The 21,643-nt window shown below is 73.9% G+C and carries 19 protein-coding genes and 1 riboswitch; of the genes, 10 read left to right on the forward strand and 9 right to left on the reverse strand.

What is annotated here, in order from left to right; genetic code table 11:
* Window positions 1–225: 225 nt before the first annotated feature.
* The 3 genes from ACIQFU_RS21865 (at window position 226) to ACIQFU_RS21875 (ending at window position 5,348) form a co-directional block, all read left to right on the forward strand.
* Entirely contained in the window at window positions 226–1,299 is a 1,074-nt protein-coding gene (locus tag ACIQFU_RS21865) for an AAA family ATPase (RefSeq protein WP_402553664.1), read from the forward strand.
* Window positions 1,299–2,663 carry a DUF58 domain-containing protein gene (locus tag ACIQFU_RS21870; protein WP_402553666.1) on the forward strand — a complete coding sequence of 455 codons (1,365 nt, stop codon included), beginning with the start codon at window positions 1,299–1,301 and terminating at the stop codon, window positions 2,661–2,663. The genes ACIQFU_RS21865 and ACIQFU_RS21870 overlap by 1 nt, the downstream gene beginning before the upstream one ends.
* Before the next feature lie 342 nt (window positions 2,664–3,005).
* Window positions 3,006–5,348 (forward strand): DUF3488 and DUF4129 domain-containing transglutaminase family protein, encoded by a 2,343-nt coding sequence (locus ACIQFU_RS21875; protein ID WP_402553757.1) that lies wholly within the window; start codon window positions 3,006–3,008, stop codon window positions 5,346–5,348.
* Between the two features lie 167 nt (window positions 5,349–5,515).
* On the opposite strand, the gene ACIQFU_RS21880 is transcribed toward ACIQFU_RS21875, so the two are convergent.
* The 3 genes from ACIQFU_RS21880 to ACIQFU_RS21890 all read right to left on the reverse strand — a co-directional run bounded on the left by ACIQFU_RS21880 (window position 5,516) and on the right by ACIQFU_RS21890 (window position 7,760).
* On the reverse strand, window positions 5,516–5,920 hold the full coding sequence (locus tag ACIQFU_RS21880; RefSeq protein WP_007448475.1) for a spore wall synthesis complex protein: 405 nt from the start codon (window positions 5,918–5,920) through the stop codon (window positions 5,516–5,518).
* A gap of 276 nt (window positions 5,921–6,196) precedes the next feature.
* Window positions 6,197–7,024, reverse strand: a complete 828-nt coding sequence (locus ACIQFU_RS21885) for a methyltransferase (protein WP_402553667.1) — start codon at window positions 7,022–7,024, stop codon at window positions 6,197–6,199.
* Between the two features lie 148 nt (window positions 7,025–7,172).
* The gene (locus ACIQFU_RS21890) at window positions 7,173–7,760 is read right to left on the reverse strand and encodes an SAV_6107 family HEPN domain-containing protein (RefSeq protein ID WP_402553668.1); all 588 of its coding nucleotides are present in this window, start codon (window positions 7,758–7,760) and stop codon (window positions 7,173–7,175) included.
* Between the two features lie 183 nt (window positions 7,761–7,943).
* On the opposite strand from ACIQFU_RS21890, the gene ACIQFU_RS21895 reads away from it, so the two are divergent.
* Both ACIQFU_RS21895 and ACIQFU_RS21900 read left to right on the forward strand, forming a co-directional pair.
* Complete coding sequence (locus ACIQFU_RS21895) at window positions 7,944–8,573, forward strand: TetR/AcrR family transcriptional regulator (RefSeq protein ID WP_402553670.1); 630 nt, start codon at window positions 7,944–7,946, stop codon at window positions 8,571–8,573.
* Window positions 8,574–8,997: 424 nt separating this feature from the next.
* A complete protein-coding gene (locus ACIQFU_RS21900; RefSeq protein WP_402553671.1) occupies window positions 8,998–10,518 on the forward strand; it encodes a phytoene desaturase family protein in 1,521 nt (506 codons plus the stop codon).
* A 107-nt stretch (window positions 10,519–10,625) separates the two neighbouring features.
* Here the strand turns inward: ACIQFU_RS21900 and ACIQFU_RS21905 are convergent, their stop codons facing one another.
* The 5 genes from ACIQFU_RS21905 to ACIQFU_RS21925 all read right to left on the reverse strand — a co-directional run bounded on the left by ACIQFU_RS21905 (window position 10,626) and on the right by ACIQFU_RS21925 (window position 15,281).
* Window positions 10,626–11,609, reverse strand: a complete 984-nt coding sequence (locus ACIQFU_RS21905; RefSeq protein WP_402553673.1) for a hypothetical protein — start codon at window positions 11,607–11,609, stop codon at window positions 10,626–10,628.
* Between the two features lie 56 nt (window positions 11,610–11,665).
* Complete coding sequence (gene metF / locus ACIQFU_RS21910; protein ID WP_402553675.1) at window positions 11,666–12,589, reverse strand: methylenetetrahydrofolate reductase [NAD(P)H]; 924 nt, start codon at window positions 12,587–12,589, stop codon at window positions 11,666–11,668.
* 124 nt (window positions 12,590–12,713) lie between these two features.
* The gene (gene thiE, locus ACIQFU_RS21915) at window positions 12,714–13,385 is read right to left on the reverse strand and encodes a thiamine phosphate synthase (protein ID WP_402553677.1); all 672 of its coding nucleotides are present in this window, start codon (window positions 13,383–13,385) and stop codon (window positions 12,714–12,716) included.
* Window positions 13,386–13,596: 211 nt separating this feature from the next.
* Window positions 13,597–13,962, reverse strand: a complete 366-nt coding sequence (locus tag ACIQFU_RS21920) for an Rv2175c family DNA-binding protein (RefSeq protein WP_373902016.1) — start codon at window positions 13,960–13,962, stop codon at window positions 13,597–13,599.
* 41 nt (window positions 13,963–14,003) lie between these two features.
* Window positions 14,004–15,281: an NAD(P)/FAD-dependent oxidoreductase gene (locus ACIQFU_RS21925; RefSeq protein ID WP_402553679.1), complete on the reverse strand. Its 1,278-nt coding sequence runs from the start codon at window positions 15,279–15,281 to the stop codon at window positions 14,004–14,006.
* Window positions 15,282–15,389: 108 nt separating this feature from the next.
* Window positions 15,390–15,501: riboswitch (TPP riboswitch) on the forward strand.
* On the opposite strand from ACIQFU_RS21925, the gene thiO reads away from it, so the two are divergent.
* From thiO to ACIQFU_RS21950, 5 genes are all read left to right on the forward strand, one after another.
* Window positions 15,499–16,719: a glycine oxidase ThiO gene (thiO, locus tag ACIQFU_RS21930; protein WP_402553681.1), complete on the forward strand. Its 1,221-nt coding sequence runs from the start codon at window positions 15,499–15,501 to the stop codon at window positions 16,717–16,719. It overlaps the preceding riboswitch by 3 nt.
* Entirely contained in the window at window positions 16,716–16,925 is a 210-nt protein-coding gene (gene thiS / locus ACIQFU_RS21935) for a sulfur carrier protein ThiS (protein ID WP_402553683.1), read from the forward strand. Before thiO ends, thiS begins: the two co-directional genes overlap by 4 nt.
* 2 nt (window positions 16,926–16,927) lie before the next feature.
* A complete protein-coding gene (locus tag ACIQFU_RS21940; protein ID WP_402553685.1) occupies window positions 16,928–17,722 on the forward strand; it encodes a thiazole synthase in 795 nt (264 codons plus the stop codon).
* 237 nt (window positions 17,723–17,959) lie between these two features.
* Window positions 17,960–19,915, forward strand: coding sequence for a Stk1 family PASTA domain-containing Ser/Thr kinase (gene pknB / locus ACIQFU_RS21945; RefSeq protein WP_402553686.1), 1,956 nt, complete (start codon window positions 17,960–17,962; stop codon window positions 19,913–19,915).
* A 34-nt stretch (window positions 19,916–19,949) separates the two neighbouring features.
* The gene (locus tag ACIQFU_RS21950) at window positions 19,950–20,849 is read left to right on the forward strand and encodes a deoxyribonuclease IV (protein ID WP_402553688.1); all 900 of its coding nucleotides are present in this window, start codon (window positions 19,950–19,952) and stop codon (window positions 20,847–20,849) included.
* A gap of 21 nt (window positions 20,850–20,870) precedes the next feature.
* Here ACIQFU_RS21950 and ACIQFU_RS21955 read toward each other — a convergent pair whose 3' ends face one another.
* On the reverse strand, window positions 20,871–21,518 hold the full coding sequence (locus tag ACIQFU_RS21955; RefSeq protein ID WP_402553690.1) for a sulfite oxidase-like oxidoreductase: 648 nt from the start codon (window positions 21,516–21,518) through the stop codon (window positions 20,871–20,873).
* Window positions 21,519–21,643 lie beyond the last annotated feature (125 nt).

Genomic DNA, 21,643 nt, shown 5'->3' on the forward strand with positions numbered 1-21,643 from the left:
TACGGGCCGTGAGTGCCGCAAGGGCCGACATGTCGCGGCCAGTTGTCCACAGGCAGTGACACGAATCGGTAACGGCGGCAAGAATGCGGGAAGTGGTGTCGCACGGAACTTTTTCCGGGCGGCGTCCGTGATTCGGGGTGGGCCGGTCCGCACAGTGGGGCCGGCCCGGCAAGTTGGGGTACCTCCATTCCTCAGGGAGTGCGGGGAAAGGCCGAGGAGGGCCGGGTGACGACCTATGACGACCAGGCGAGCCATGGGGGCGCCGCCGCGCGCGCGTACGGGAGCGTGGGGGAAGATCTGACCGCCGTGGTCGAGCGGGTCCGCGGTTCGGTGGAGGACGTGATCGAGGGCAAGCCCGAGGTCGTACGGCTCTCGCTGACCGTGCTGCTGGCCGAGGGACACCTGCTGATCGAGGACGTCCCGGGTGTCGGCAAGACGATGCTGGCCAAGGCCCTGGCGCGGTCCATCGACTGTTCGGTCCGCCGCATCCAGTTCACGCCGGACCTGCTGCCCTCGGACATCACCGGGGTGTCCATCTGGGACCAGCAGCGCCGGGACTTCGAGTTCAAACCGGGCGCGATCTTCGCGCAGGTGGTGATCGGCGACGAGATCAACCGCGCGTCGCCGAAGACGCAGTCGGCCCTGCTCGAGTCGATGGAGGAGCGCCAGGTCACCATCGACGGCCAGACCTACGAGCTGCCCAGCCCCTTCATGGTGGTGGCGACGCAGAACCCGGTCGAGATGGAGGGCACCTATCCGCTGCCGGAGGCCCAGCGGGACCGCTTCATGGCCCGGGTCTCCATCGGTTATCCGAGTCCCGACGCCGAGTTGCGGATGCTGGACGTGCACGGCGGGGCCAGCCCGCTGGACGATCTGCAGCCGGTGGCGCACGCGCACGACATCCTGAAGCTGATCGAGGCGGTCCGCGGCGTCCACGTGGCGGATCCGATCCGGCGGTACGCGGTGGAGCTGGTCGCCGCGACCCGGGTCCACCCGGACCTCAGACTCGGCGCCTCGCCGCGTGCCACGCTGCATCTGCTGCGCGCGGCGAAGGCGTCCGCCGCCCTGAGCGGCCGGGACTACGCGCTGCCGGACGACGTCCAGGCCCTCGCGGTCGCCGTCCTGGCCCACCGGCTGCTGCCGACCGCGCAGGCCCAGCTCAACCGGCGCACCGCCGAGCAGGTCGTCCAGGAGATCCTGCAGCGCACCCCGGTGCCCGCGGAACCTCAGCAGCAGACGGGCCTCGGCATGGGCCGCGGCACGTCGGCGTACGGTCAGCAGCCGCCGCGGAGGCTGTGATGGACGCCGGGGGGACGGCCGGGGCCGGGACGGACCGGGGTGAGGGCGGTGGCATCCGGACCGCCCTGGCCGGTCTGACCACCCGCGGGCGCTCCTTCCTGGCCGCCGGCATCGCGGCCGCGGTCTGCGCCTATGTCCTCGGGCAGAGCGATCTGCTGCGCGTCGGGCTGCTCCTGGGCGTGCTGCCCCTGGTCTGCGCGGCCGTGCTCTACCGCACGCGCTACCGGGTCGCGGGCAGTCGCCGGCTCTCCCCCGGCCGGGTGCCCGCGGGCAGTGAGGCCCGGGTCCATCTGCGCGTCGACAACGTCTCCCGGCTGCCCACGGGTCTGCTGATGCTCCAGGACCGGGTGCCCTACGTGCTCGGCCCGCGGCCCCGCTTCGTCCTCGACCGGGTCGAGCCGGGCGGCCGCCGCGAGGTGTCCTACCGGGTCCGTTCCGACCTGCGCGGCCGCTACCCGCTGGGTCCGCTGCAGCTGCGCCTGACCGACCCGTTCGGCCTGTGCGAGCTGACCCGCTCCTTCTCGGCGTACGACACCCTGACCGTGATCCCGCGTGTGGAGGCGCTGCCGCCGGTGCGGCTGAGCGGGGAGGCGAAGGGGTACGGCGAGGGCCGGCAGCGCTCGCTCGCCCTGGCCGGCGACGACGACGTGATCCCGCGCGGGTACCGGTACGGCGACGACCTGCGCCGCGTGCACTGGCGCTCCACCGCGCGCTACGGCGAGCTGATGGTGCGCCGCGAGGAGCAGCCGCAGCGGGCCCGCTGCACGGTGCTCCTGGACACCCGGGTCGTGGCCTTCGACGGCACCGGCCCCGACTCGGCCTTCGAGTGGGCGGTGTCGGGCGCGGCGTCCGTGCTGGTGCACATGCTGGAGCGGGGCTTCTCGGTCCGGCTGCTCACCGACACCGGCGACTCGGTGCCGGGCGAGGGCGCCGACGGCTTCGCGGGGGCCGGGCAGGCCTCGGCCGACGCGGCCGGCCTGATGCTGGACACCCTCGCGGTGATCGACCACTCCGACGGCACGGGTCTGTCCTCGGCGTACGACACGCTGCGCGGCGGGAACGAGGGGCTGCTGGTGGCGTTCTTCGGCGACCTGGACGAGGAGCAGGCCGCGGTGGCCGCGAAGATGCGGCAGCGCAGCGGCGGCGCCCTCGCCTTCGTCCTGGACAGCGGGGCCTGGTCCCGGGAACCGACCGACGTGCCCGGCCCGTCGGACCGGAGCGGGGAACGGCTGCGCATGCTGCGCGAGTCGGGCTGGAGCGCCGTGACGGTCCCGCGGGGCGCCACGGTCGAGGAGCTGTGGCGCACGGCCGACCACGAACGCACCACCCTCACGACCCCGACCGGCGGAAAGGCGACGCGATGAGCGGGCGGGCGCGGCCGGCGTACTCCGGGCCACCGACCGGGCGGGCCCCGGACGCCGGGCCGGGCGGCCGGGCACGGCTCATGGCTCACGCGTCCGGCACGGCGCCCATGCCACGGCGGCGGCCCGGCGGCACCGTGCGGGGCCGTCCCGCCACCACGGCCACCGGGCAGGAGGCAACTCGATGAGCGGGCAGGCACGAATCGCGGCGCACCCGGACGGCGGGCCGCGGGGGCGGCCGGGTGGGGCCGGTCAGTACCCGCCCGCCCTCACGGCCACCGGCCGGGGAGCGACGCGATGAGCGGGCGGGCGCGGTTGGCGTTGTGTGCGTGGGCGGCCACGTTGATGACGGCCTGTGCGTTGTTGCCGTTGGTCGACCCGGCCACGTGGATCCTGCAGGCGGCGGTCCTGCTGGCGGTGCAGTCCGGGGTGGGCGCGGTGGCCCGGCGGGTGCCGCTGGCACGGCCGCTGACCATCGCCGCCCAGGCCGTGGTCACGCTGTTGCTGCTCACTCTGGTCTTCGCCCGGGAGCAGGCGATCGCCGGGCTCGTCCCCGGCCCGCGGGCCTTCCAGCACTTCGCCGATCTGCTTCAGCAGGGTGGCGACGACATAGCCAGGTACGCGATCCCGGCGCCGTTGGAGTCCGACGGCATCCGGCTGATGCTCGTCGGCGGCGTCCTGGTGATCGGGCTGCTGGTGGACACCCTCGCGGTGTCCTTCCGCAGCGCCGCTCCGGCCGGCCTGCCGCTGCTCGCGCTCTACTCGGTGGCCGCGGGGCTCTCCGAGGGCGGCGCCGACTGGCTCTGGTTCCTGGTCGCCGCGGCCGGCTATCTGATGCTGCTGCTGGCCGAGGGGCGTGACCGGCTCTCGCAGTGGGGCCGGGTCTTCGGCGGCTCGTCGCGCGCGCCGGGCACGGACCAGGGGCGCGCGCTGGCCCCGGTGCGCACCGGACGGCGCATCGGCGCCTTCGCGCTGGGCATCGCCCTGGTGGTGCCGCTCGCCCTGCCCGCGATGGACGGCGGGCTGCTGGACGGCGCCCGCGGCGGCGTGGGTTCCGGGACCGGGGGCGGCGGCACGATCTCCGCGGTCAACCCGCTGGTCTCGCTGCGGGACAACCTCAACATGAACGAGGACCGCGAGGTCCTCTCCCTCCAGACCGACTCCGAGAACCTGGCCGACCTGTACCTGCGCATCGTCTCCCTGGACGACTTCGACGGCACCACCTGGAAGCCGTCCAAGCGGCACATCACGGCCGTGCCGGACGGCACGTTCCCCACCCCGGCCGGCCTAGGCCCCGAGATCAGGCGCACGGAGTTCCGGACCCTGATCTCGGCGGCGGACGGGTTCGCCCAGGACTGGCTGCCGATGCCGTACCCGCCCAGCGGCGTACGCGTCGCGGGCAACTGGCGCTACGAGCCGGTCGGCATGACCCTGGTCGGTGACCACGGCCAGAACACCCGCGGGCTGACGTACGAGGTGCGCAGCCTGAGTCTGCAGCCGACCGCGCAGCAGCTCGCCTCGGCGCCACCGGCGCCGGAGGCGCTCAGGCGCGAGTACACGGAGCTGCCGGACTCGCTGCCCGAGGTGGTCTCCCGGACCGCCCGCGAGGTGACCGCCGGTGCCTCGAACCCCTACGAGCAGGCCGTCAAGCTCCAGGAGTACTTCGCGATCAACGGCGGCTTCGAGTACGACGCCCAGGTCGACATCGGCAGCGGCTCGGAGGCGATCGCCCGGTTCCTGAAGCAGAAGGAGGGCTTCTGCGTCCACTTCTCCTTCGCCATGGCGGCGATGGCCCGCTCCCTGGGCATCCCGGCCAGGGTCGCGGTGGGCTTCGCGCCCGGCTCCCCGCAGGCGGACGGCTCGGTATCGGTGGGGCTGCGGGACGCGCACGCGTGGCCCGAGGTGTACTTCGAGGGCGTGGGCTGGACCCGCTTCGAGCCGACCCCGACGCGTGGCTCGACCCCGTCGTACACCATCACCGACCGGCCGGGCAGCTCGGTGCCCGACCCGGCCCTGCCGTCGCGCAACACCCAGACGGAGCCGTCGGCGGCGCCCTCGGAGAGCGACACCTGCTCCCCGCAGGACAAGAAGCTGGACGCCTGCGCCAGCGAGTCCGCGGTGGCCGTGCCCGTCACCGGCGGCGACGGACCGAAGTGGTACGCGCTGCTGGCCTGGGCCCTGGCCGGGCTCGTCGTGCTGCTGGTCCCGCTGGCGCCGATGCTGTGGCGGCTGCGCGTCAGGGCGTTGCGGCTCGGGGCGCACGGCCGCGGTGAGGCGGACGCCGGCCCGCACACCCTCGCGGTCTGGCAGGAGCTGACCGACACGGCGTGGGACCTGGGGATCCTGCCGGAGGAGTCGCAGACCACGCGCAAGGCGGCGGCCCGCGTCGTCCGGCTGGGCCGGCTCGATGCGCCGGCCGCCGCGGCGGTGCACCGGGTGGCGGACGCCGTGGAGCAGGTCCTCTACGCGCCCCGTCCGCGCCTGACGGCCGGGCTGACGGAGGACGTGCGGCTGGCCACCGCCGGTCTACGGGCCACGGCCGGTCGCGGCACGCGGTCGCGCGCACTGCTCGCCCCGCGTTCGGCCGTACGGGTGGCCTGGGCGGCCTCCGCCCGGTGGACGGCCGTGAAGCGACGGGCCGCGGCGGCCCGTCCGGTGTGGCGCAAGACGTCGGACCAGCAGGGCTGAACAGGGTGGGCGCCGCCCTGCGGGGGCCGGCGCCCACCCGGGCGTCCACGGCCATGGACGGGGCCGGGGACGGCCCCGGATGCTCATGGGCACGCGTGAGGGGGGTGACCACCCGGACGGTGGTCACCCCCCTCACGCGGATGTCCTGGTGAGCGGTGGCTCGGTCGCTACTGACCGCCCTGCTGCTCGTCTCTGCGACGCTGCCAACGCTCGTCGATACGGTCCATCATGGAGCGTTTCTGTCGTCCCTGGCGGCGGGCCGCCTGCGGACCGGCACCGGCCGCCTGCTGCTCGCCCGGCTTGGGGGCCTTGCGCCAGCCGGTCACGGCGAGAACCGCGCAGCCCAGCATGACCAGGAAGCCCACCACACTGAGCCACACCTGCTGGGCGACCATACCGGCCATGAGGAGCGCAATACCTACGAGGAAGCCCGCGACCGCCTGGTAGACCCGTCGCCGGGTGTACGTACGCAGCCCGCTTCCCTCGAGCGCTGTCGCGAACTTGGGATCTTCGGCGTACAGCGCTCGCTCCATCTGCTCGAGCATGCGCTGCTCGTGCTCCGAGAGCGGCACGGAGTCCTCCTCATCGTGCAGTCGCCGGGGCGACCCGGGGGGTCCCTTCAGGATAGGCAGGGAATCGCCCCCGTGAAACCCGCCCCTCTGCGCCAATTGACCAACCGGACTCCGTCATGGCCGTGCCGGCTCGCTGAAGTTCCCATTCCCCAGCGGCCGACCCGTCATGCCGGGCCGTCTCCCTCGATCATACGGCGAGTGCCCCCCGTTCGGGGGGCCTGTGGCGTACTCCATCTGCAGTCGCGCCCCTGATCAGCGCCGTACCCCGCCGGGCACTCAGGCCTCGTCGGTGCCTCGCGTCTCACCGAGCACGTGGAGCTGGGTGGCCACGGAGTGGAACGCGGCGAGTTCGGCCGCCGCGGCCTCCAGCTTCAGCAGCGCCTCCATGGCGCCCGGCTCGGTGTCCACCAGCACGCCGGGGACGAGATCGGCGAAGACCCGTACGCCGTGCACGGCGCCGATCCGGAGCCCGGCGGCCTCGACCAGCCCGGTGAGCTGTTCGGCGGTGAACCGGCGCGGCACGGGGTCGCCCGTGCCCCAGCGGCCGTCCGGGTCGGCCAGCGCCTGACGGGCCTCGGTGAAGTGGCCGGCGAGCGCACGCGCGAGCACGGCACCGCCCAGGCCCGCGGCGAGCAGGCTGAGGACGCCGTCGCCGCGCAGGGCCGCCACCGCGTTGCGGACGCCCTCCGCGGGGTCGTCGACGTACTCCAGGACGCCGTGGCACAGCACGGCGTCGTAGCCGCCGCGCTCGACCACGTCGAAGAGGCCGCGGGCGTCTCCCTGGACGCCTCGCACCCGGTCGGCGACGCCGGCCTCGGCGGCGCGGCGCTCGAGGGCGAACAGGGCGTTGGGGCTCGGGTCGACGACGGTGACGCGGTGACCGAGGCCGGCCACGGGCACCGCGAAGTTGCCGCTGCCGCCGCCGGTGTCGAGGACGTCCAGCGTCTGCCGGCCCGTGGCCTTGACCCGGCGGTCCAGGGCGTCCTGGAGGACGTCCCAGACCACGGCGGTACGAAGGGCCGCCCGGGAACGGGAGGGCTCGGAGCGCGACGACGCCGTCTGCGGTCGGGGATGGGAGGCGGGCGGGCGCATCGGGTCCGACACGGCAGTTGACTCCTCGGCGCGGCACCGCCCCGGACACGGGCGGAGCGAACGGGCTGCCACCCCCGCCCGGTGCGGGGAGGGGGAGGCTTCAGGCGTCTCCCACCCTATTGCCTACGCCGCGCCCGCCGGTCACCCGCTCACCGCCCGCTCACCCCGCGTCCGGCAGGTCCCGGCCCGGGTGACCCGAGTCGGGGCGGCGGGGGTGCTCCGGTCCCGGTGGGTCCGTGTCGGGGCGCGGCTGGGGCAGGACCGGCTGGAGGACCAGCATCCGCTCCACCAGGCGCAGGAACATCGCCACGTCGCGTATCAGGTCGTCGGCGTCCCGGCGGCCCGCCGCGCCCTGGATGCCCGCCTCGGCCCGCGCCCGGCGGCGTGCGCCGGAGGCGAACAGCGCGCTCCAGTCGGACAGCTCGGGGGCGATCTCGGGCAGCACCTCCCAGGCGCTGCGGATACGGGCCCTGGCCCGCGGGCTGGTCTCCGGGCGGCCGCGCGCGGCCAGCACCGCGGCCGCGGTGCGCAGGGCGGCCAGATGGGCCGTCGCGTACCGCTCGTTCGGCGTTTCGAGGACGGCGGCCTCCTCCAGTCCGGCCCGGGCCTGGGCGAGCAGGTCGAGGGCGGCGGGCGGGGCCGTTGTCCGGCGGAGCACGGGGTGCACGTCGCTCGCCGGTCCGGTCAGTGAGGGTGCAGGGCCGGCTGCGCGGCGCCGCCGGGCGGCGGCTGCGGACGAGTGGGCCATGACGATCCTCCTGTCGTCTCCGTGACGGCACGTCCTGGCAGGAGGTGCCGTATGTGCCCATCGTGAGGTATGCCACTGACAATCCGTTCTGACCTGGACCTTTGCTTCGATCGACAGTTCGGTTCGCTTGCTCGGCGGGCCTGCGGTGACATCGCCCCGCGGGGTGCTGTGAGAATCGGGACCATGGAAAGCAGCAGCACCGCCTCGCAGAGCGGCGGTCGTCGCGAGGCCACCCGGCAGAAGCTGTACGAGGCGGCGGTCACCCTCATCGCCGAGCAGGGCTTCTCCGCCACCACCGTGGACGAGATCGCCGAGCGGGCCGGGGTCGCGAAGGGCACGGTCTACTACAACTTCGCCAGCAAGTCCGTCCTCTTCGAGGAGCTGCTGCGGCACGGTGTCGGCCTCCTGACCGCCTCGCTGCGCCAGGCCGCGCAGCGAACGGCGCGGGAGGGGCTCGGCCGGGTCGACGCCCTGGACGCGATGATCCGCGCGGGGCTCGTCTTCATCGACCGCTACCCGGCCTTCACCCAGCTGTACGTGGCCGAGCTGTGGCGCACCAACCGGGCCTGGCAGTCCACGCTGCTGGTGGTCCGCCAGGAGGCCGTGGCGGTGGTGGAGGGCGTGCTGCGCGAGGGCGTGGCGAGCGGTGAGTTCAGTGACGAGGTCGACGTGCCGCTGACCGCCGCCGCGCTCGTCGGCATGGTGCTGGTGGCCGCGCTGGACTGGAAGGCGTTCCAGCCGGAGCGATCCCTGGACGACGTGCACGCCGCGCTGTCGCGGCTGCTCCAGGGGCGGGTGAGCGGACGCCCCTGATCCGGGCACGAAGAACGCCGGTCCGTGGTGGCCGCGTCCCCCGCGGGCCGCCCTCGGACCGGCGCCTTCTCCTGCTCCCCCGTACGTCCCCCCGTCGGGACTCCCGTCGCCGGTCGTCCCTCCGGGCTCCCCCGTCTCGCTCCCGCCGACCGTGGCCGGCGGAAGGAGCGGATCGCGGGCCCGGCTCCGTTCCGGCGCCCCGTGCCGCCGGTTCCGGAGCCGTGCCCCTCTCCGTGTCTCCACTCTCTCGTTCCCGCAGGTCGGAGCCCATCCGCGCGCGTACTCATCTGCCGGCCTAGGTACACCTACTCAGTCCTGCGCACCCCGCCCCACGGCGCGGTCCCGCCGGCCGGTCACGTGGACGTCCGTCGCGGTACTCAGCCCTCGCACCGGAGTGCGGCCGGTGGCGGATAAAGTCCCTGGCATGGCACGGATTGCGGTGATCGGCGCCGGGATGGGCGCGATGGCGGCCGCCGCCCGGCTGGCCGTCGCGGGCCACCGGGTGGTGGTGTACGAGCGGACGCGGACCTACGGCGGAGCCCTGGGCCGCTTCGAGCGGGACGGGTTCTCCTTCGACACCGGCCCCGGTCTGCTTCCGCTGCCCGCGGTCTGGCGCGACCTGTTCGTGAAGACCGGCAAGGAGCCGCTGGAGTCCCGCGTCGAGCTGGTCCAGGTCGACCCGTCCTGCCGGCACGTGTTCGCGGACGGCACGGAGGTCTCGCTGCCGAACGCCTCGCGCGCGGGTGTCGTCGCCGCCCTGGACGCCGCGCTCGGCGCGGGCGCCGGGCAGCGCTGGGGGGAGTTCCTGGTGCGGGCCCGGGAGACCTGGGACCGGACCCGCCGCCCCCTGCTGGAGGAGCCGCTCTGGCCGAACTGGCGGGTGCTGGCCGAGCGCGAGCCCTATCCGGCGGTTCCGCACAAGCGGCTGCTGCGCACCCGCCGGGCCGGCACGCTCGCCGAGGTCGGCACCCTGGAGCTGCGCGACCCCCGTCTCGCCGCACTGCTGGACGGCCACGCCCTCGCGTACGGTCTGGACCCCCGCACCGCCCCGGCGAACGCCGCCGTGCTGCCGTACATGGAGTACGCGTTCGGCATGTGGTACGTGCGCGGCGGCGGGCTGCGGGAGCTGGCGCGGGCGGTGTACGAACGGTGCCTGGCCCGCCGGGTCGAGTTCCGCTTCGGGACCGAGGTCACCGGGATCGTCGAGAAGGACGGCCGGGTGGTGGGCGTGGAGCCGGCCGAAGGGGCCGTCGAAGAGGCCGAGTTCGTGGTCTGCGGGGTGGCGCCGGACGTCCTGGACCGCCTCCGCGGCGGATCACCGGTGCGGGGCGGGGACGCGGTGCCCGCGCAGCGCGGTGGGGCGAGCCGGCTGACGGTGCTGCTGGCGCTGCGGGGCGGCCGTCCCGAGGGCACGGCGCACCGGACGGTGGTGCACGCGCGCGATGCCGGGGCCGAGCTGGACGGCCTGTTCGGTGCCGCCGCCGAGATGGCCGCGTCGCCGACCGTCACCGTCCTGCGGCCCGACGACCCGGCGCTGGTCCCGGACTCGGACCACGAGGCGGTCACGCTCTGTGCGACGGTGCCCGCCCTGGGCGGCGGGCCGGACCGGCCCACGGCCGAGGTGTCCGCCCACCGGGCCGAGCGGTTGATCGACGTCGCCCGGCGGGCGGTGCCCGGCCTGCGCGAGCGTCTCCTGTGGCACGAGGTGCGCACCCCGGCCGAGGTCGCGGCGGACACCGGTGTGCCGGACGGGGCGATTCCGGTGCCGGCGCTGGCGGGGGCCGGCGGACGGCTGCTGCACGCGGCGAACAGCACGCGCACGGAAGGCCTGTTCACGGTCGGCGGCTGGTCGCACCCCGGCGGGGGCCTCCCGCACGCGGGCATGTCGGGCGCGCTGGTCGCCGGACTCGTGGTGGAGGGACCGGAGTTCCGCGGGTCCCAGTGATCCGGTGAGCGGTCTCCGCACGATCCCGGTGAGCGGTCTCCGCTTGACTCCGGTGAGCGGTCTCCGCGAGGCCGCGCGGCCCACCGGCCCGGCACCGGCCGGGAGCGTCAGAAGCGGTACTGCTCGTCGTAGCCCTGGTTCTGACGCTGCGTCTGGTCGTTGCCCTGGTAGGGATAGGGCTGCTCGGCCGGGAGTTCGCCGCCGTAGGGGTCGTCGGTGCTGCGCTGCTGCGGCACCCACACCCCGCCGGCCGGGGTCTCGCCGGCGTAGCCGCCGGGGACGCCGGTGGCGTACGGATCCTGCGCGTAGCCCTGCTGGCCGTACTGCTGCTGCGCCCCGGCCGTGTCGTAGCCGCCGGTGTCGTACGCCCCGCCGTCGTAGGTGTGGGTGCCGATGTACGGGTCGGAGTACGCGGCGTACTGCTGCTGCGCGCCGGTGTCGTAGCCGTAGCCCTGCTGCTGCCCGTAGCCCGAGTAGTCGTAGGCGTAGGCCTGGTCGGCGCCCGGTGCCGCCGCCTGCTGCCGGCCGGTGCCGTAGCCGGCGTCGGCGTACACGCCGTAGGAGCCGGTGTCGTCCGGCATGGGCTGCGGTGCGTAGACGGCGGTGGTCTCGGCGGCCGTGGGGTCGGCGGTGGGGCGGGCCGGGGCGAAGACGTCGTCGCGGTCGTAGTCGTCGCTCGGGTACGGCGGGACGTCCTGGCCCTGGGCGTGGTCCTGGGCGCGCTCGTCGTAGCCGTCGCGAGGGTCCTCGCCCTCGGCGGGTTCGAGCCCGGAGACCTCCAACGTCGGGTCCTGGCGGCCCCGTTCGGGACGCCCGCGTTTGCCGACGAGGCTCGCCGGGGCGTTGACCGCCCAGCCCGCCTCGAAGCCTCGGCGGAACGACAGGGTGACGTAGGTCTGGCCGACCGCGAAGGCGGCCGCGCCGACACCGATGACGAGCACGTTCGACATCAGCACGCCGGCCACGACGCCGACGAAGCCGCCGAAGGCGAGCAGCCGCCAGCGCAGCCGCGCCTTGTACTGCAGCAGCACCTCGCCGAGCAGCCACAGCGCGACGCCGCCGAACGCGATGTAGAGGACCGTCCAGCCCATGTACGCCCCTCTCCCAGTGGCCGTTACGCAGTGTGTCGCAAATACGTGCGGCCGGTCTAGGCCCGCGGTGGGTGGTGCAGGCCCAGGTTCTCGTAGATTTCCAGCGTCGCCGTGGAGTTGTTGAGCGTGATGAAGTGCAGTCCGGGCACACCCTCGGCCAGCAGCCGCGCGCAGAACTCCGTGGCGAACTCGATGCCGATCGAGCGTACAGCCGCCGGATCGTCCTTGACTGCGAGGATCCGCTCTTTCAGCTCCGCGGGGAACGAGGCGTTGCTGAGCTTCGGCAACCTCTCCAGCATCTTCACACTGGTCACCGGCATGACCTCGGGAATGACCGGGGTCTCGCAGCCGGCCGCCGCGACCCGGTCGCGCAGCAGGAGGTAGGACTCGGGCTGGAAGAACATCTGGGTGATCGCGTAGTCGGCGCCGGCCCGGCACTTGTCGACGAAGTGCGTCACGTCCGCGTCCCAGTCCGCGGAGCGCGGATGCATCTCCGGGAAGGCCGCGACGCCGACGCAGAAGTCCCCCGACTCCTTGATGAGCCGGACCAGTTCGGCGGCGTACGTGAGGCCCTCGGGGTGCGCGATCCAGTCGGCGTTCGGGTCGCCGGGCGGGTCGCCGCGCACCGCGAGCATGTTGCGGATCCCGGCGTCGGCGTACTGGCCGATGATGTTGCGCAGCTCGGCGACGGAGTGGTCGACGGCCGTGAGGTGGGCCACCGGGGTCAGCGTGGTGTCGGCGACGATCTGCTGGGTCTCCCGGACCGTGCCCGCGCGCGTGGAGCCGCCGGCACCGTAGGTCACGGAGACGAAGTCCGGGGCCACGGCCTCGACCCGCCTCAGCGCACTCCACAGGTTCTTCTCGCCCTTGGGCGTCTTCGGCGCCGAGAACTCGAACGAGTACGTCGTCTTGCCGGTGGCGAGGATGTCACGCACCGTGCGGGCGCGATCAGTCCTCGTGCTTGCGGTTCCGAGGGCCATACCGGCAGGTTAGCCAGGGTGTGACGGCCACCCAACCGGATGCGGGATATTTGTCCATATTGTCGAGTTGTTGTCCACCTTTTGGACAGTCGGCCCGCGATCGGCTCCGGCGCGGCTCCCGCGGCTACTCCCCCGCCGGGGCCTGCCGCAGCCGCTTCGCGAACTCGGCCGCCGCCGCGCCCGGGTCGTCGGCGGCGGTGATCGCGCGGACGACGACCGCGCGCCGGGCGCCGGCCTCCAGCACCTCGTCGAGGTTGCCGAGGTCGATGCCTCCGATCGCGAACCAGGGGCGGTCGGTGCCCAGCGCCGCCGTGTACCGGACCAGGTCGAGGCCGGGGGCGTGACGGCCGGGCTTGGTGGGGGTCGGCCAGCACGGTCCGGTGCAGAAGTAGTCCACGCCCTGCTGGACGGCGGCAGCGGCGGCCTCGGACTCGGCGTGCGTGGAGCGGCCGACGAGGACGCCGTCCCCGAGGATCGCCCGTGCGGCGGGCACCGGCAGGTCTCCCTGGCCGAGGTGCAGCACATCGGCACCGGCGGCGTGCGCGACGTCCGCGCGGTCGTTGACCGCGAGGAGCTTGCCGTGGCGGGCGCAGGCGTCGGCGAAGACCCTCAGGTGCTCCAGTTCCTCGGCCGCCTCCATGCCCTTGTCCCGCAGCTGCACGATGTCGACCCCGCCGGCGAGCACGGCGTCGAGGAACTCGGGCAGATCGCCCTGGCTGCGGCGGGCGTCCGTGCACAGGTAGAGCCGGGCGTCGGCGAGCCGGGCGCGGGCGGTGGTCGGGGCGGTGTCGGGCATGCGGGTGTCCCCCCGGTTCGGTGGCGTGGGCCCACGACGGGCCGCGCGATTCTGGCATACGGGCCGCGGACCGGGCCTCTCCCGGGCCGTGGTCCGCGGCTCGTACGCCGGGCGGTGCGGCGAATCGCGGATCGGCGACGCGCCGGATCAGCTGTGCACCGGATCATCGGTGCCGCGGATCATCGGTGCGACGGATCAGCGGTGCCGCGGGTCAGACGGCGAGCGCCTGGGCGCGGCGCTTCACCTCCGTACCGCGGTTCTCGGTCAGCGCCTGGGCGGGGGTGCCGGGCAGGCTCGGGTCCGGCGTGAAGAGCCACTCCAGCATCTCCTCGGCCGTGAAGCCGTCGTCCCGCAGCAGCGTCAGGGTCCCTACCAGGCCCTTGACGACCTTGTCCTCGTCGATGAAGGCCGCGGGGACGTGCAGCGCGCGGTTCTCACCGCGGCGGACGGCGATGAGCTGGCCTTCCTTGATCAGCTGGCGTACCCGGGTCACCTCGACGCCGAGCTTCTCGGCGATGTCGGGGACGGTGAGCCAGGCGGGCACGAGAGCATCGGTCTTTGCGTCAATCTCGGTCACGGCACCAGCCTGCCACCTGGCACTGACAGTCGGAAACCGGACTACGCCGCCGCCGTCGCCGCCTTCAGCGGCTTCGCCGGGTCGGCCAGCAGGTCCGGGTCCATCGTCGTGCCCGCCTGGATCAGGCGCTTGCCCTGCGCCAGGTCGCGGGGGCGGCCCACCGCCAGCAGGGCGACCAGGCGGCCCTCGCGCAGCCAGCAGACCGTCCAGGCCGGGGCCGAGGGGTCGCCGCGCCACCGGACGGTGTCGGCGGCCGTGTGGTGACCGGCGTACTGGACGAAGCGGCCGAACTGCTCGGACCAGAAGTACGGCACCGGGTCGTAGGCCGCCGGGACCCCGCCGCCCGGGGAGCCGACGATGTCGGCGGCGACCGTGCGCGGTCCCTGCAGGGCGTTGTCCCAGTGGTGCACCAGCAGCCGCTCGCCGTAGCGGGCGGAAGGGAAGGAGGCGCAGTCGCCCACCGCGTGGACGTCCGGCGCGGAGGTGCGCAGGAGGTCGTCGGCCAGGACCTCGCCGTGCGCGCCCAGGGCGATGCCGGAGCCGGCGAGCCAGCCGGTGGCCGGACGGGCGCCGATGCCGACGACGACCGCGTCGGCGGACAGCCGCGTGCCGTCGTCGAGGACGACCCGGCCGGGCTCGCCGGGGCCGCCGGGTTCGACGCGCTCCACGCGCGCGCGGGTGCGCAGTTCGGCGCCCGCGTCGGCGTACCAGGAGGTCATCGGCGCGGCCACCTCGGCGGGCAGCGCGTCGGCCAGCAACCGGTCGGCGGCCTCCACCACGGTCACCGCGCAGCCCGCCCCGCGCGCGGCGGTGGCGAACTCGGCGCCGATCCAGCCCGCGCCGACGACCACGACGTCGTGCTGCCGGGCCAGCACCGGGCGCAGCCGTTCGGCGTCGTCCAGGGTGCGCAGCAGGTGCACGCCGGGCACGCCCTCGGCGCCGGGGAGCCGGACCGGTTCGGCGCCGGTCGCCAGGACCAGGGCGTCGTACGGCACGGGTCCCTCGGAGGTGTCCAGGACGTGGTCGCCGGGGCGGACACCCAGGGCCTCGCAGCCCAGCCGCAGGGTGATGCCGAGGGCCTCGAAGTCGACGTCGAAGGCAGAGCCCTCGGCGGTGCCGAGCAGAACGGCCTTGGACAGCGGAGGGCGGTCGTACGGTTGGTGCGGCTCCGCGCCGATCAGGGTAACCGGACCGGTGAAGCCCTGTTCCCGCAGGGCGACCGCGGTCTGCACGCCCGCCATTCCGGCGCCCACCACGACCACCCGGCGCTCGGCGTCCGCCGCCGGTCCCTGTCCCCGTTCCCGCGTCTGATCGCTCACCTGATCACCATAGACACCCGGCGTTTCGCCGGTCGGAACGAGACCGTCGTCCGAACCCGCGGAGGCTCCCTTACCCGTGCGACGCGCTGCGGGCTAGGGTGGCCAACGCAAGGCACTCGCGGGAGCCCGGACGCACCGGGCTGAGAGGGAGGCTGGCGGCCTCCGACCGTACGAACCTGATCCGGGTCATGCCGGCGAAGGGAGGGGCTGGACGCCCATGTCGTCTCCACCACACACGCCTCGTACGTCTGCTGCGCCCGACGTGCTCGTCGTCGGCGGCGGGATCGTCGGGCTGGTCACGGCCTGGCGGGCCGCGCAGCGCGGGCTGGTCACGGCCCTCGTGGATCCCGAGCCGGGCGGCGGCGCGGCCCAGGTGGCGGCCGGGATGCTGGCCGCCGTCACGGAGCTGCACTACGGCGAGGAGACGCTGCTCGCGCTGAACCTCGCCTCGGCCCGCCGCTACCCGGAGTTCGCGGCCGAGCTGGCCGAGCTGACCGGCCAGGACCTCGGTTACCGCCGTTGCGGCACGCTCGCCGTCGCGCTGGACGCGGACGACCGCGCCCACCTGCGCGAACTGCACGCGCTCCAGCAGCGCTGCGGCCTGGAGTCGGAGTGGCTGTCGGGGCGCGAGTGCCGGCGTCTGGAGCCGATGCTCGCGCCGGGCGTGCGCGGGGGCCTCCGGGTGGACGGCGACCACCAGATCGACCCGCGGCGCCTCGCCCACGCGCTGGTGACCGCCTGCGAACGGGCGGGCGTGGTCTTCCACCGGGTGTGGGCCGAGCGGCTCACCGTCGGGCGCGGGGACCGGGCCACCGGTGTTGTCACCGGCGACGGCACGGTGCTGGAGGCCGGGCGGGTGGTCCTGGCCGGGGGCAGCCTGAGCGGCCGGCTCGCGGGCGTGCCGGAGGCCGTGCTGCCGCCGGTGCGGCCGGTGAAGGGACAGGTGCTGCGGCTGACGATGCCGGGGACGCACGGACCGCTGCTGAACCGGACCGTGCGCGCCGTGGTGCGCGGCAACCACGTCTACCTGGTGCCCCGGGAGAGCGGTGAGCTGGTCGTCGGCGCCACCAGCGAGGAGCTGGGCTGGGACACGACGGTCACCGCGGGCGGCGTCTACGAGCTGCTGCGCGACGCCCACGAGCTGGTCCCCGGGATCACGGAACTGCCGCTGACGGAGACCCGCGCGGGTCTGCGCCCCGGCTCCCCGGACAACGCCCCGCTGCTCGGCCCGACCGCTCTGGACGGCCTGCTGCTGGCCACCGGCCACTACCGCAACGGCGTCCTGCTCACCCCGGTCACCGGCGACGTGATGGCGCACGCCCTGACCGCCGGGGAGCTGCCGGACGAGGCCCGCCCCTTCACCCCGCGGCGCTTCGACGCCGCCCCCGCACTCCCGGAACTCCCGGCGCCCTCGGAACTCTCGGAGCAGCCCGTATGAGCCCTCTCACCATCTCCGTCAACGGCGAGCCGCACGAGGTGGCTCCCGGCACGGCCCTGGACGCGCTGGTGGGCACGCTCACCGCGGCACCGTCCGGAGTGGCCGCCGCCCTGAACGAAACCGTCGTCCCGCGCGCGCAGTGGCCCGCCACCGCCCTGGCCGACGGCGACCGCGTCGAGGTCCTCACCGCTGTCCAAGGAGGCTGACCATGGCCGACGATCCCTTCGTCCTCGGCGGCACGTCGTACGGCTCCCGCCTGATCATGGGTACGGGCGGGGCGCCCAGCCTGGACGTGCTGGAGCGCGCGCTGGTGGCCTCCGGCACGGAGCTGACGACCGTCGCGATGCGGCGGGTGAACGCCTCGGTGCACGGGTCCGTGCTGTCCGTACTGGAGCGGCTCGGCATCCGGGTGCTGCCGAACACGGCCGGCTGTTTCACGGCCGGGGAGGCCGTCCTCACCGCGCGGCTGGCGCGCGAGGCGCTCGGCACGGACCTGGTCAAGCTGGAGGTCATCGCCGACGAGCGCACGCTGCTGCCGGACCCGGTCGAACTGCTGGACGCGGCGGAGACGCTGGTCGACGACGGCTTCACGGTTCTGCCGTACACGAACGACGACCCGGTGCTCGCGCGGAAGCTGGAGGACGCCGGGTGTGCGGCGATCATGCCGCTGGGCTCACCGATCGGCTCCGGGCTCGGGATCCGCAACCCGCACAACTTCCAGCTGATCGTGGAGCACGCGCGCGTGCCGGTGATTCTGGACGCGGGGGCCGGTACGGCGTCGGACGTGGCGCTGGCGATGGAGCTGGGGTGTGCGGGTGTGATGCTGGCCTCGGCGGTGACGCGGGCGCAGGAGCCGGTACTCATGGCGGAGGGGATGCGGTACGCCGTGGAGGCGGGGCGGCTGGCTCGGCGGGCGGGACGGATTCCGCGGCGGCACTTCGCCGAGGCGTCGTCTCCTGCGGAGGGCTTGGCGGTGCTGGATCCGGAGCGGCCCGCTTTTTAGCGGCCCGGCGCGGTCCCGGGGTCTTTTCTCCCACCCGCGCAGCACCCGTTTCCAGTCGGACATGAGGTGGACCGACCCGTCGTGGTGCCTCGCCGTCGGCGGCAGCCCGTCCCCGGCGGGGCGAGGGCTGCGGGCGTCGCGCGGACGCGCGTCGCGTACGTCACAGGTGCGCTTCAGTACCGCCCCGGTTTCGGACGGCGGCGCGGGGTGTCCGTGGCGGCTCGTAGACTCACCTGCGTGGACACGACCCTTCAGGACCCTCTCGTCGGGCAGGTGCTCGACGGCCGGTACCGCGTCGAGGCGCGGATCGCGGTCGGCGGGATGGCCACGGTCTACCGGGCCGTGGACACCCGCCTGGACCGCGTGCTCGCGCTGAAGGTGATGCACCCGACGCTCGCGACCGACGCCACCTTCGTCGAGCGGTTCATCCGCGAGGCCAAGTCGGTGGCCCGGCTCGACCACCCCAATGTCGTCCAGGTCTTCGACCAGGGGGCCGAGGGGGCGTACGTCTACCTGGCGATGGAGTACATCGCCGGCTGCACCCTGCGGGACGTGCTGCGCGAGCGCGGGGCGCTCCGGCCGCGGGCCGCGCTGGACATCCTGGAGCCGGTCCTCGCCGCGCTCGGTGCCGCGCACCGGGCGGGCTTCGTGCACCGGGACATGAAGCCGGAGAACGTGCTGATAGGGGACGACGGCCGGGTCAAGGTCGCCGACTTCGGACTGGTCCGCGCCGTGAACACGGTGACCAGCACCACCGGCGCCGTCCTCGGTACCGTCTCCTACCTCGCGCCCGAGCAGATCGAGCACGGCACGGCCGACCCCAGGGTCGACGTGTACGCGTGCGGTGTCGTGCTGTACGAGATGCTGACCGGCGCCAAGCCGCACGACGGCGACTCCCCCGCCGCGGTGCTCTACAAGCACCTGCACGAGGACGTACCGCCCCCGTCGGCCGCCGTGCCGGAGATGGCGGTCGAGCTGGACGAGCTGGTCGCCGCCGCGACGGCGCGCAACCCGGAGATCCGGCCGCACGACGCCGTGGCGCTGCTCGCACGGGCCCGCGAGGCGCGGGAGGCGCTGAGCGCGGACCAGCTGGACGCGGTGCCGCCGCAGGCGCTCGCCGCGGAGCACGACAACGCCGACGACCGCACGAGTGTGATCCCGCGCGCGCTGACGATGCCCCGGCCGCTGCCCGTCAACGAGGACGACGAGGGCGACGGCACCGCCGGCGCGTTCCCCTCGGACGGGGTCAGCCGCACGAGTCGGCTCGCGGCACCCCCGCCGGCCCCGCCCAGGTCCCGCCTGCCCCGGCCGCGCCGCGGGCCGCTGACGGTCGTCCTGGCCGTCCTGCTGCTGCTCGGCGTCGGCACCGGCGTCTGGTACATCAACTCCGGCCAGTTCACCAAGGTGCCGCCGTTGCTGTCCAAGACCGAGGCGCAGGCCCGGGACCGGCTGGACGAGGCCGGGCTGGACGTCGGCAAGGTGAAGCACGCCTACAGCGACACCGTGGAGCGCGGCAAGGTCATCAGCACCGACCCGGGGGTGGGCGACCGCATCCGGAAGAACGACTCCGTGTCGCTCACCGTCTCCGACGGCCCCGACACCGTGAAGCTGCCGGACGTGACGGGCTACAAGCTGGACAAGGCCCGGACGCTGCTCGGGGACGAGGGGCTGGAGCCGGGGATGGTGACCCGGGCGTTCAGCGACGAGGTGGCCAAGGGCTTCGTGATCTCCACCAAGCCGGGGTCGGGCACCACGGTGCGCGCGGGCTCCGCGGTCGCCCTGGTCGTCAGCAAGGGCAGCCCGATCGACGTCCCGGACGTCACCGGCGACGACCTGGACGACGCACGGGGCGAGATGGAGGAGGCGGGCCTGAAGGTGAAGGTCGCCGACGAGCGGGTGAACTCGGAGTACGACAGCGGCCGGGTGGCCCGGCAGACACCGGACCCGGGCGGCCGGGCCGCCGAGGGCGACACGGTGACGCTCACCCTGTCCAAGGGCCCCCGGATGATCGAGGTCCCGGACGTGGTCGGGGACAGCGTGGACGACGCCAAGCAGGAGCTCCAGGACGCGGGCTTCGAGGTGGACGAGGACCGCGGGCTGCTCGGGCTGTTCGGCGACACCGTCAAGAAGCAGTCCGTGGACGGCGGGGACACGGCTCCCGAGGGGTCGACCATCAAGATCACCATCAGGTGACGGGGCACCGGCGGCCGCATGACACCCTGGATGGGTGAAGAGTCAACAGTCCGCCCCCTCGGCGGTCCCCGCCGCCCTCCCCCGCAATCCCGTCGGCGGCCACGTCCCGGTGGCCGGCGGGCTGCACTCCGTGGGGCTGTCCTACGCCCGTGAGCTGAAGGCGGAGACCGTGCAGGTCTTCGTCGCCAACCCGCGCGGCTGGGCCACGCCGGCCGGCAACCCGAAGCAGGACGAGGCCTTCCGGGAGGCCTGCGCGGCCGGGTCGATCCCCGCGTACGTGCACGCCCCGTACCTGATCAACTTCGGTTCGCACACCGAGGCGACGGTGGAGCGGTCGGTGGAGTCGCTGCGGCACTCGCTGCGGCGGGGGCGGGCCGTCGGGGCGCTCGGCGTCGTGGTGCACACCGGGAGCGCCACCGGCGGACGGGACCGGTCGGTGGCGCTGAAGCAGGTCAGGGAGCACATGCTGCCGTTGCTCGACGAGCTGACCCACGAGGACGATCCGTACCTGCTCCTGGAGTCGACGGCCGGGCAGGGCGCCTCGCTGTGCTCGCGGACCTGGGACTTCGGGCCGTACTTCGAGGCGCTGGACGCCCATCCGAAGCTGGGCGTGTGTCTGGACACCTGCCACATCTTCGCGGCCGGCCACGACCTGACCGGTCCTTCCGGCATGCACCAGACCCTCGACCTGCTGGTGGAGACGGTCGGCGAGGGCCGGCTGAAGCTGATCCACGCCAACGACTCCAAGGACGTGGCGGGAGCGCACAAGGACCGGCACGAGAACATCGGCGCCGGTCACATCGGCGAGGACCCCTTCCGGGCGCTGATGACCCACCCGGCGACCGAGGGCGTGCCGCTGGTCATCGAGACGCCCGGCGGCAAGCAGGGGCACGCGGCGGACGTGGAGCGGCTGAAGAAGCTGCGCGACGGCTGACCCCGAGGGCGCCCCGGCGGCTCACAGCTCGGGGCCGTCTCCGGGCTCCTCCTGGTAGGAGTAGCGCTGCTCCCGCCACGGGTCGCCGATGTTGTGGTAGCCGCGCTCCTCCCAGAAGCCGCGCCGGTCGGCGGTCATGTACTCGATGCCGCGGACCCACTTCGGGCCCTTCCAGGCGTACAGGTGCGGGACCACCAGCCGCAGCGGGAAGCCGTGCTCGGCGGTGAGCAGCTCGCCGTCCTTGTGGGTGGCGAAGAGGGTGCGCTCGGCGGCGAAGTCGGACAGCCTGAGGTTGGAGCTGAAGCCGTACTCGGCCCAGACCATCACGTGGGTGACGGCGGGCGCGGGCGGCGCGAGGTCCAGGATCGCGGCGGCCGGGACACCGCCCCACTCCGAGCCGAGCATGCTGAACTTCGTGACGCAGTGCAGGTCGGCGACGACCGTGGTGTACGGCAGGGCGGTGAACTCGTCGTGGGTCCAGGCGTGCTTCTCGTCGTCGGTGGTGGCGCCGAAGACCCGGAACTCCCAGCGCTCCGGGCGGAACTTGGGGACCGGGCCGTAGTGCGTGACCGGCCAGCCGCGCTGCAGCCGCTGTCCGGGCGGGAGCTCGAACCGCGACGCTCCTTGCGAACCGTCTTCTCCCGATCCGTCTTCCACCGCCTGACCCATGTCTCCATCCTGACAGACCCGGACCGATGTCCCCGACCCACCCCACTTACATTCGGGCAAACATCAACAATCACGACCAAGCCGACTAAGCCTGTACTTACTTACTAAGTCAACACTTACTGGAC

Source organism: Streptomyces sp. NPDC093065 (genome assembly GCF_044754585.1).
Lineage (GTDB): Bacteria > Actinomycetota > Actinomycetes > Streptomycetales > Streptomycetaceae > Streptomyces.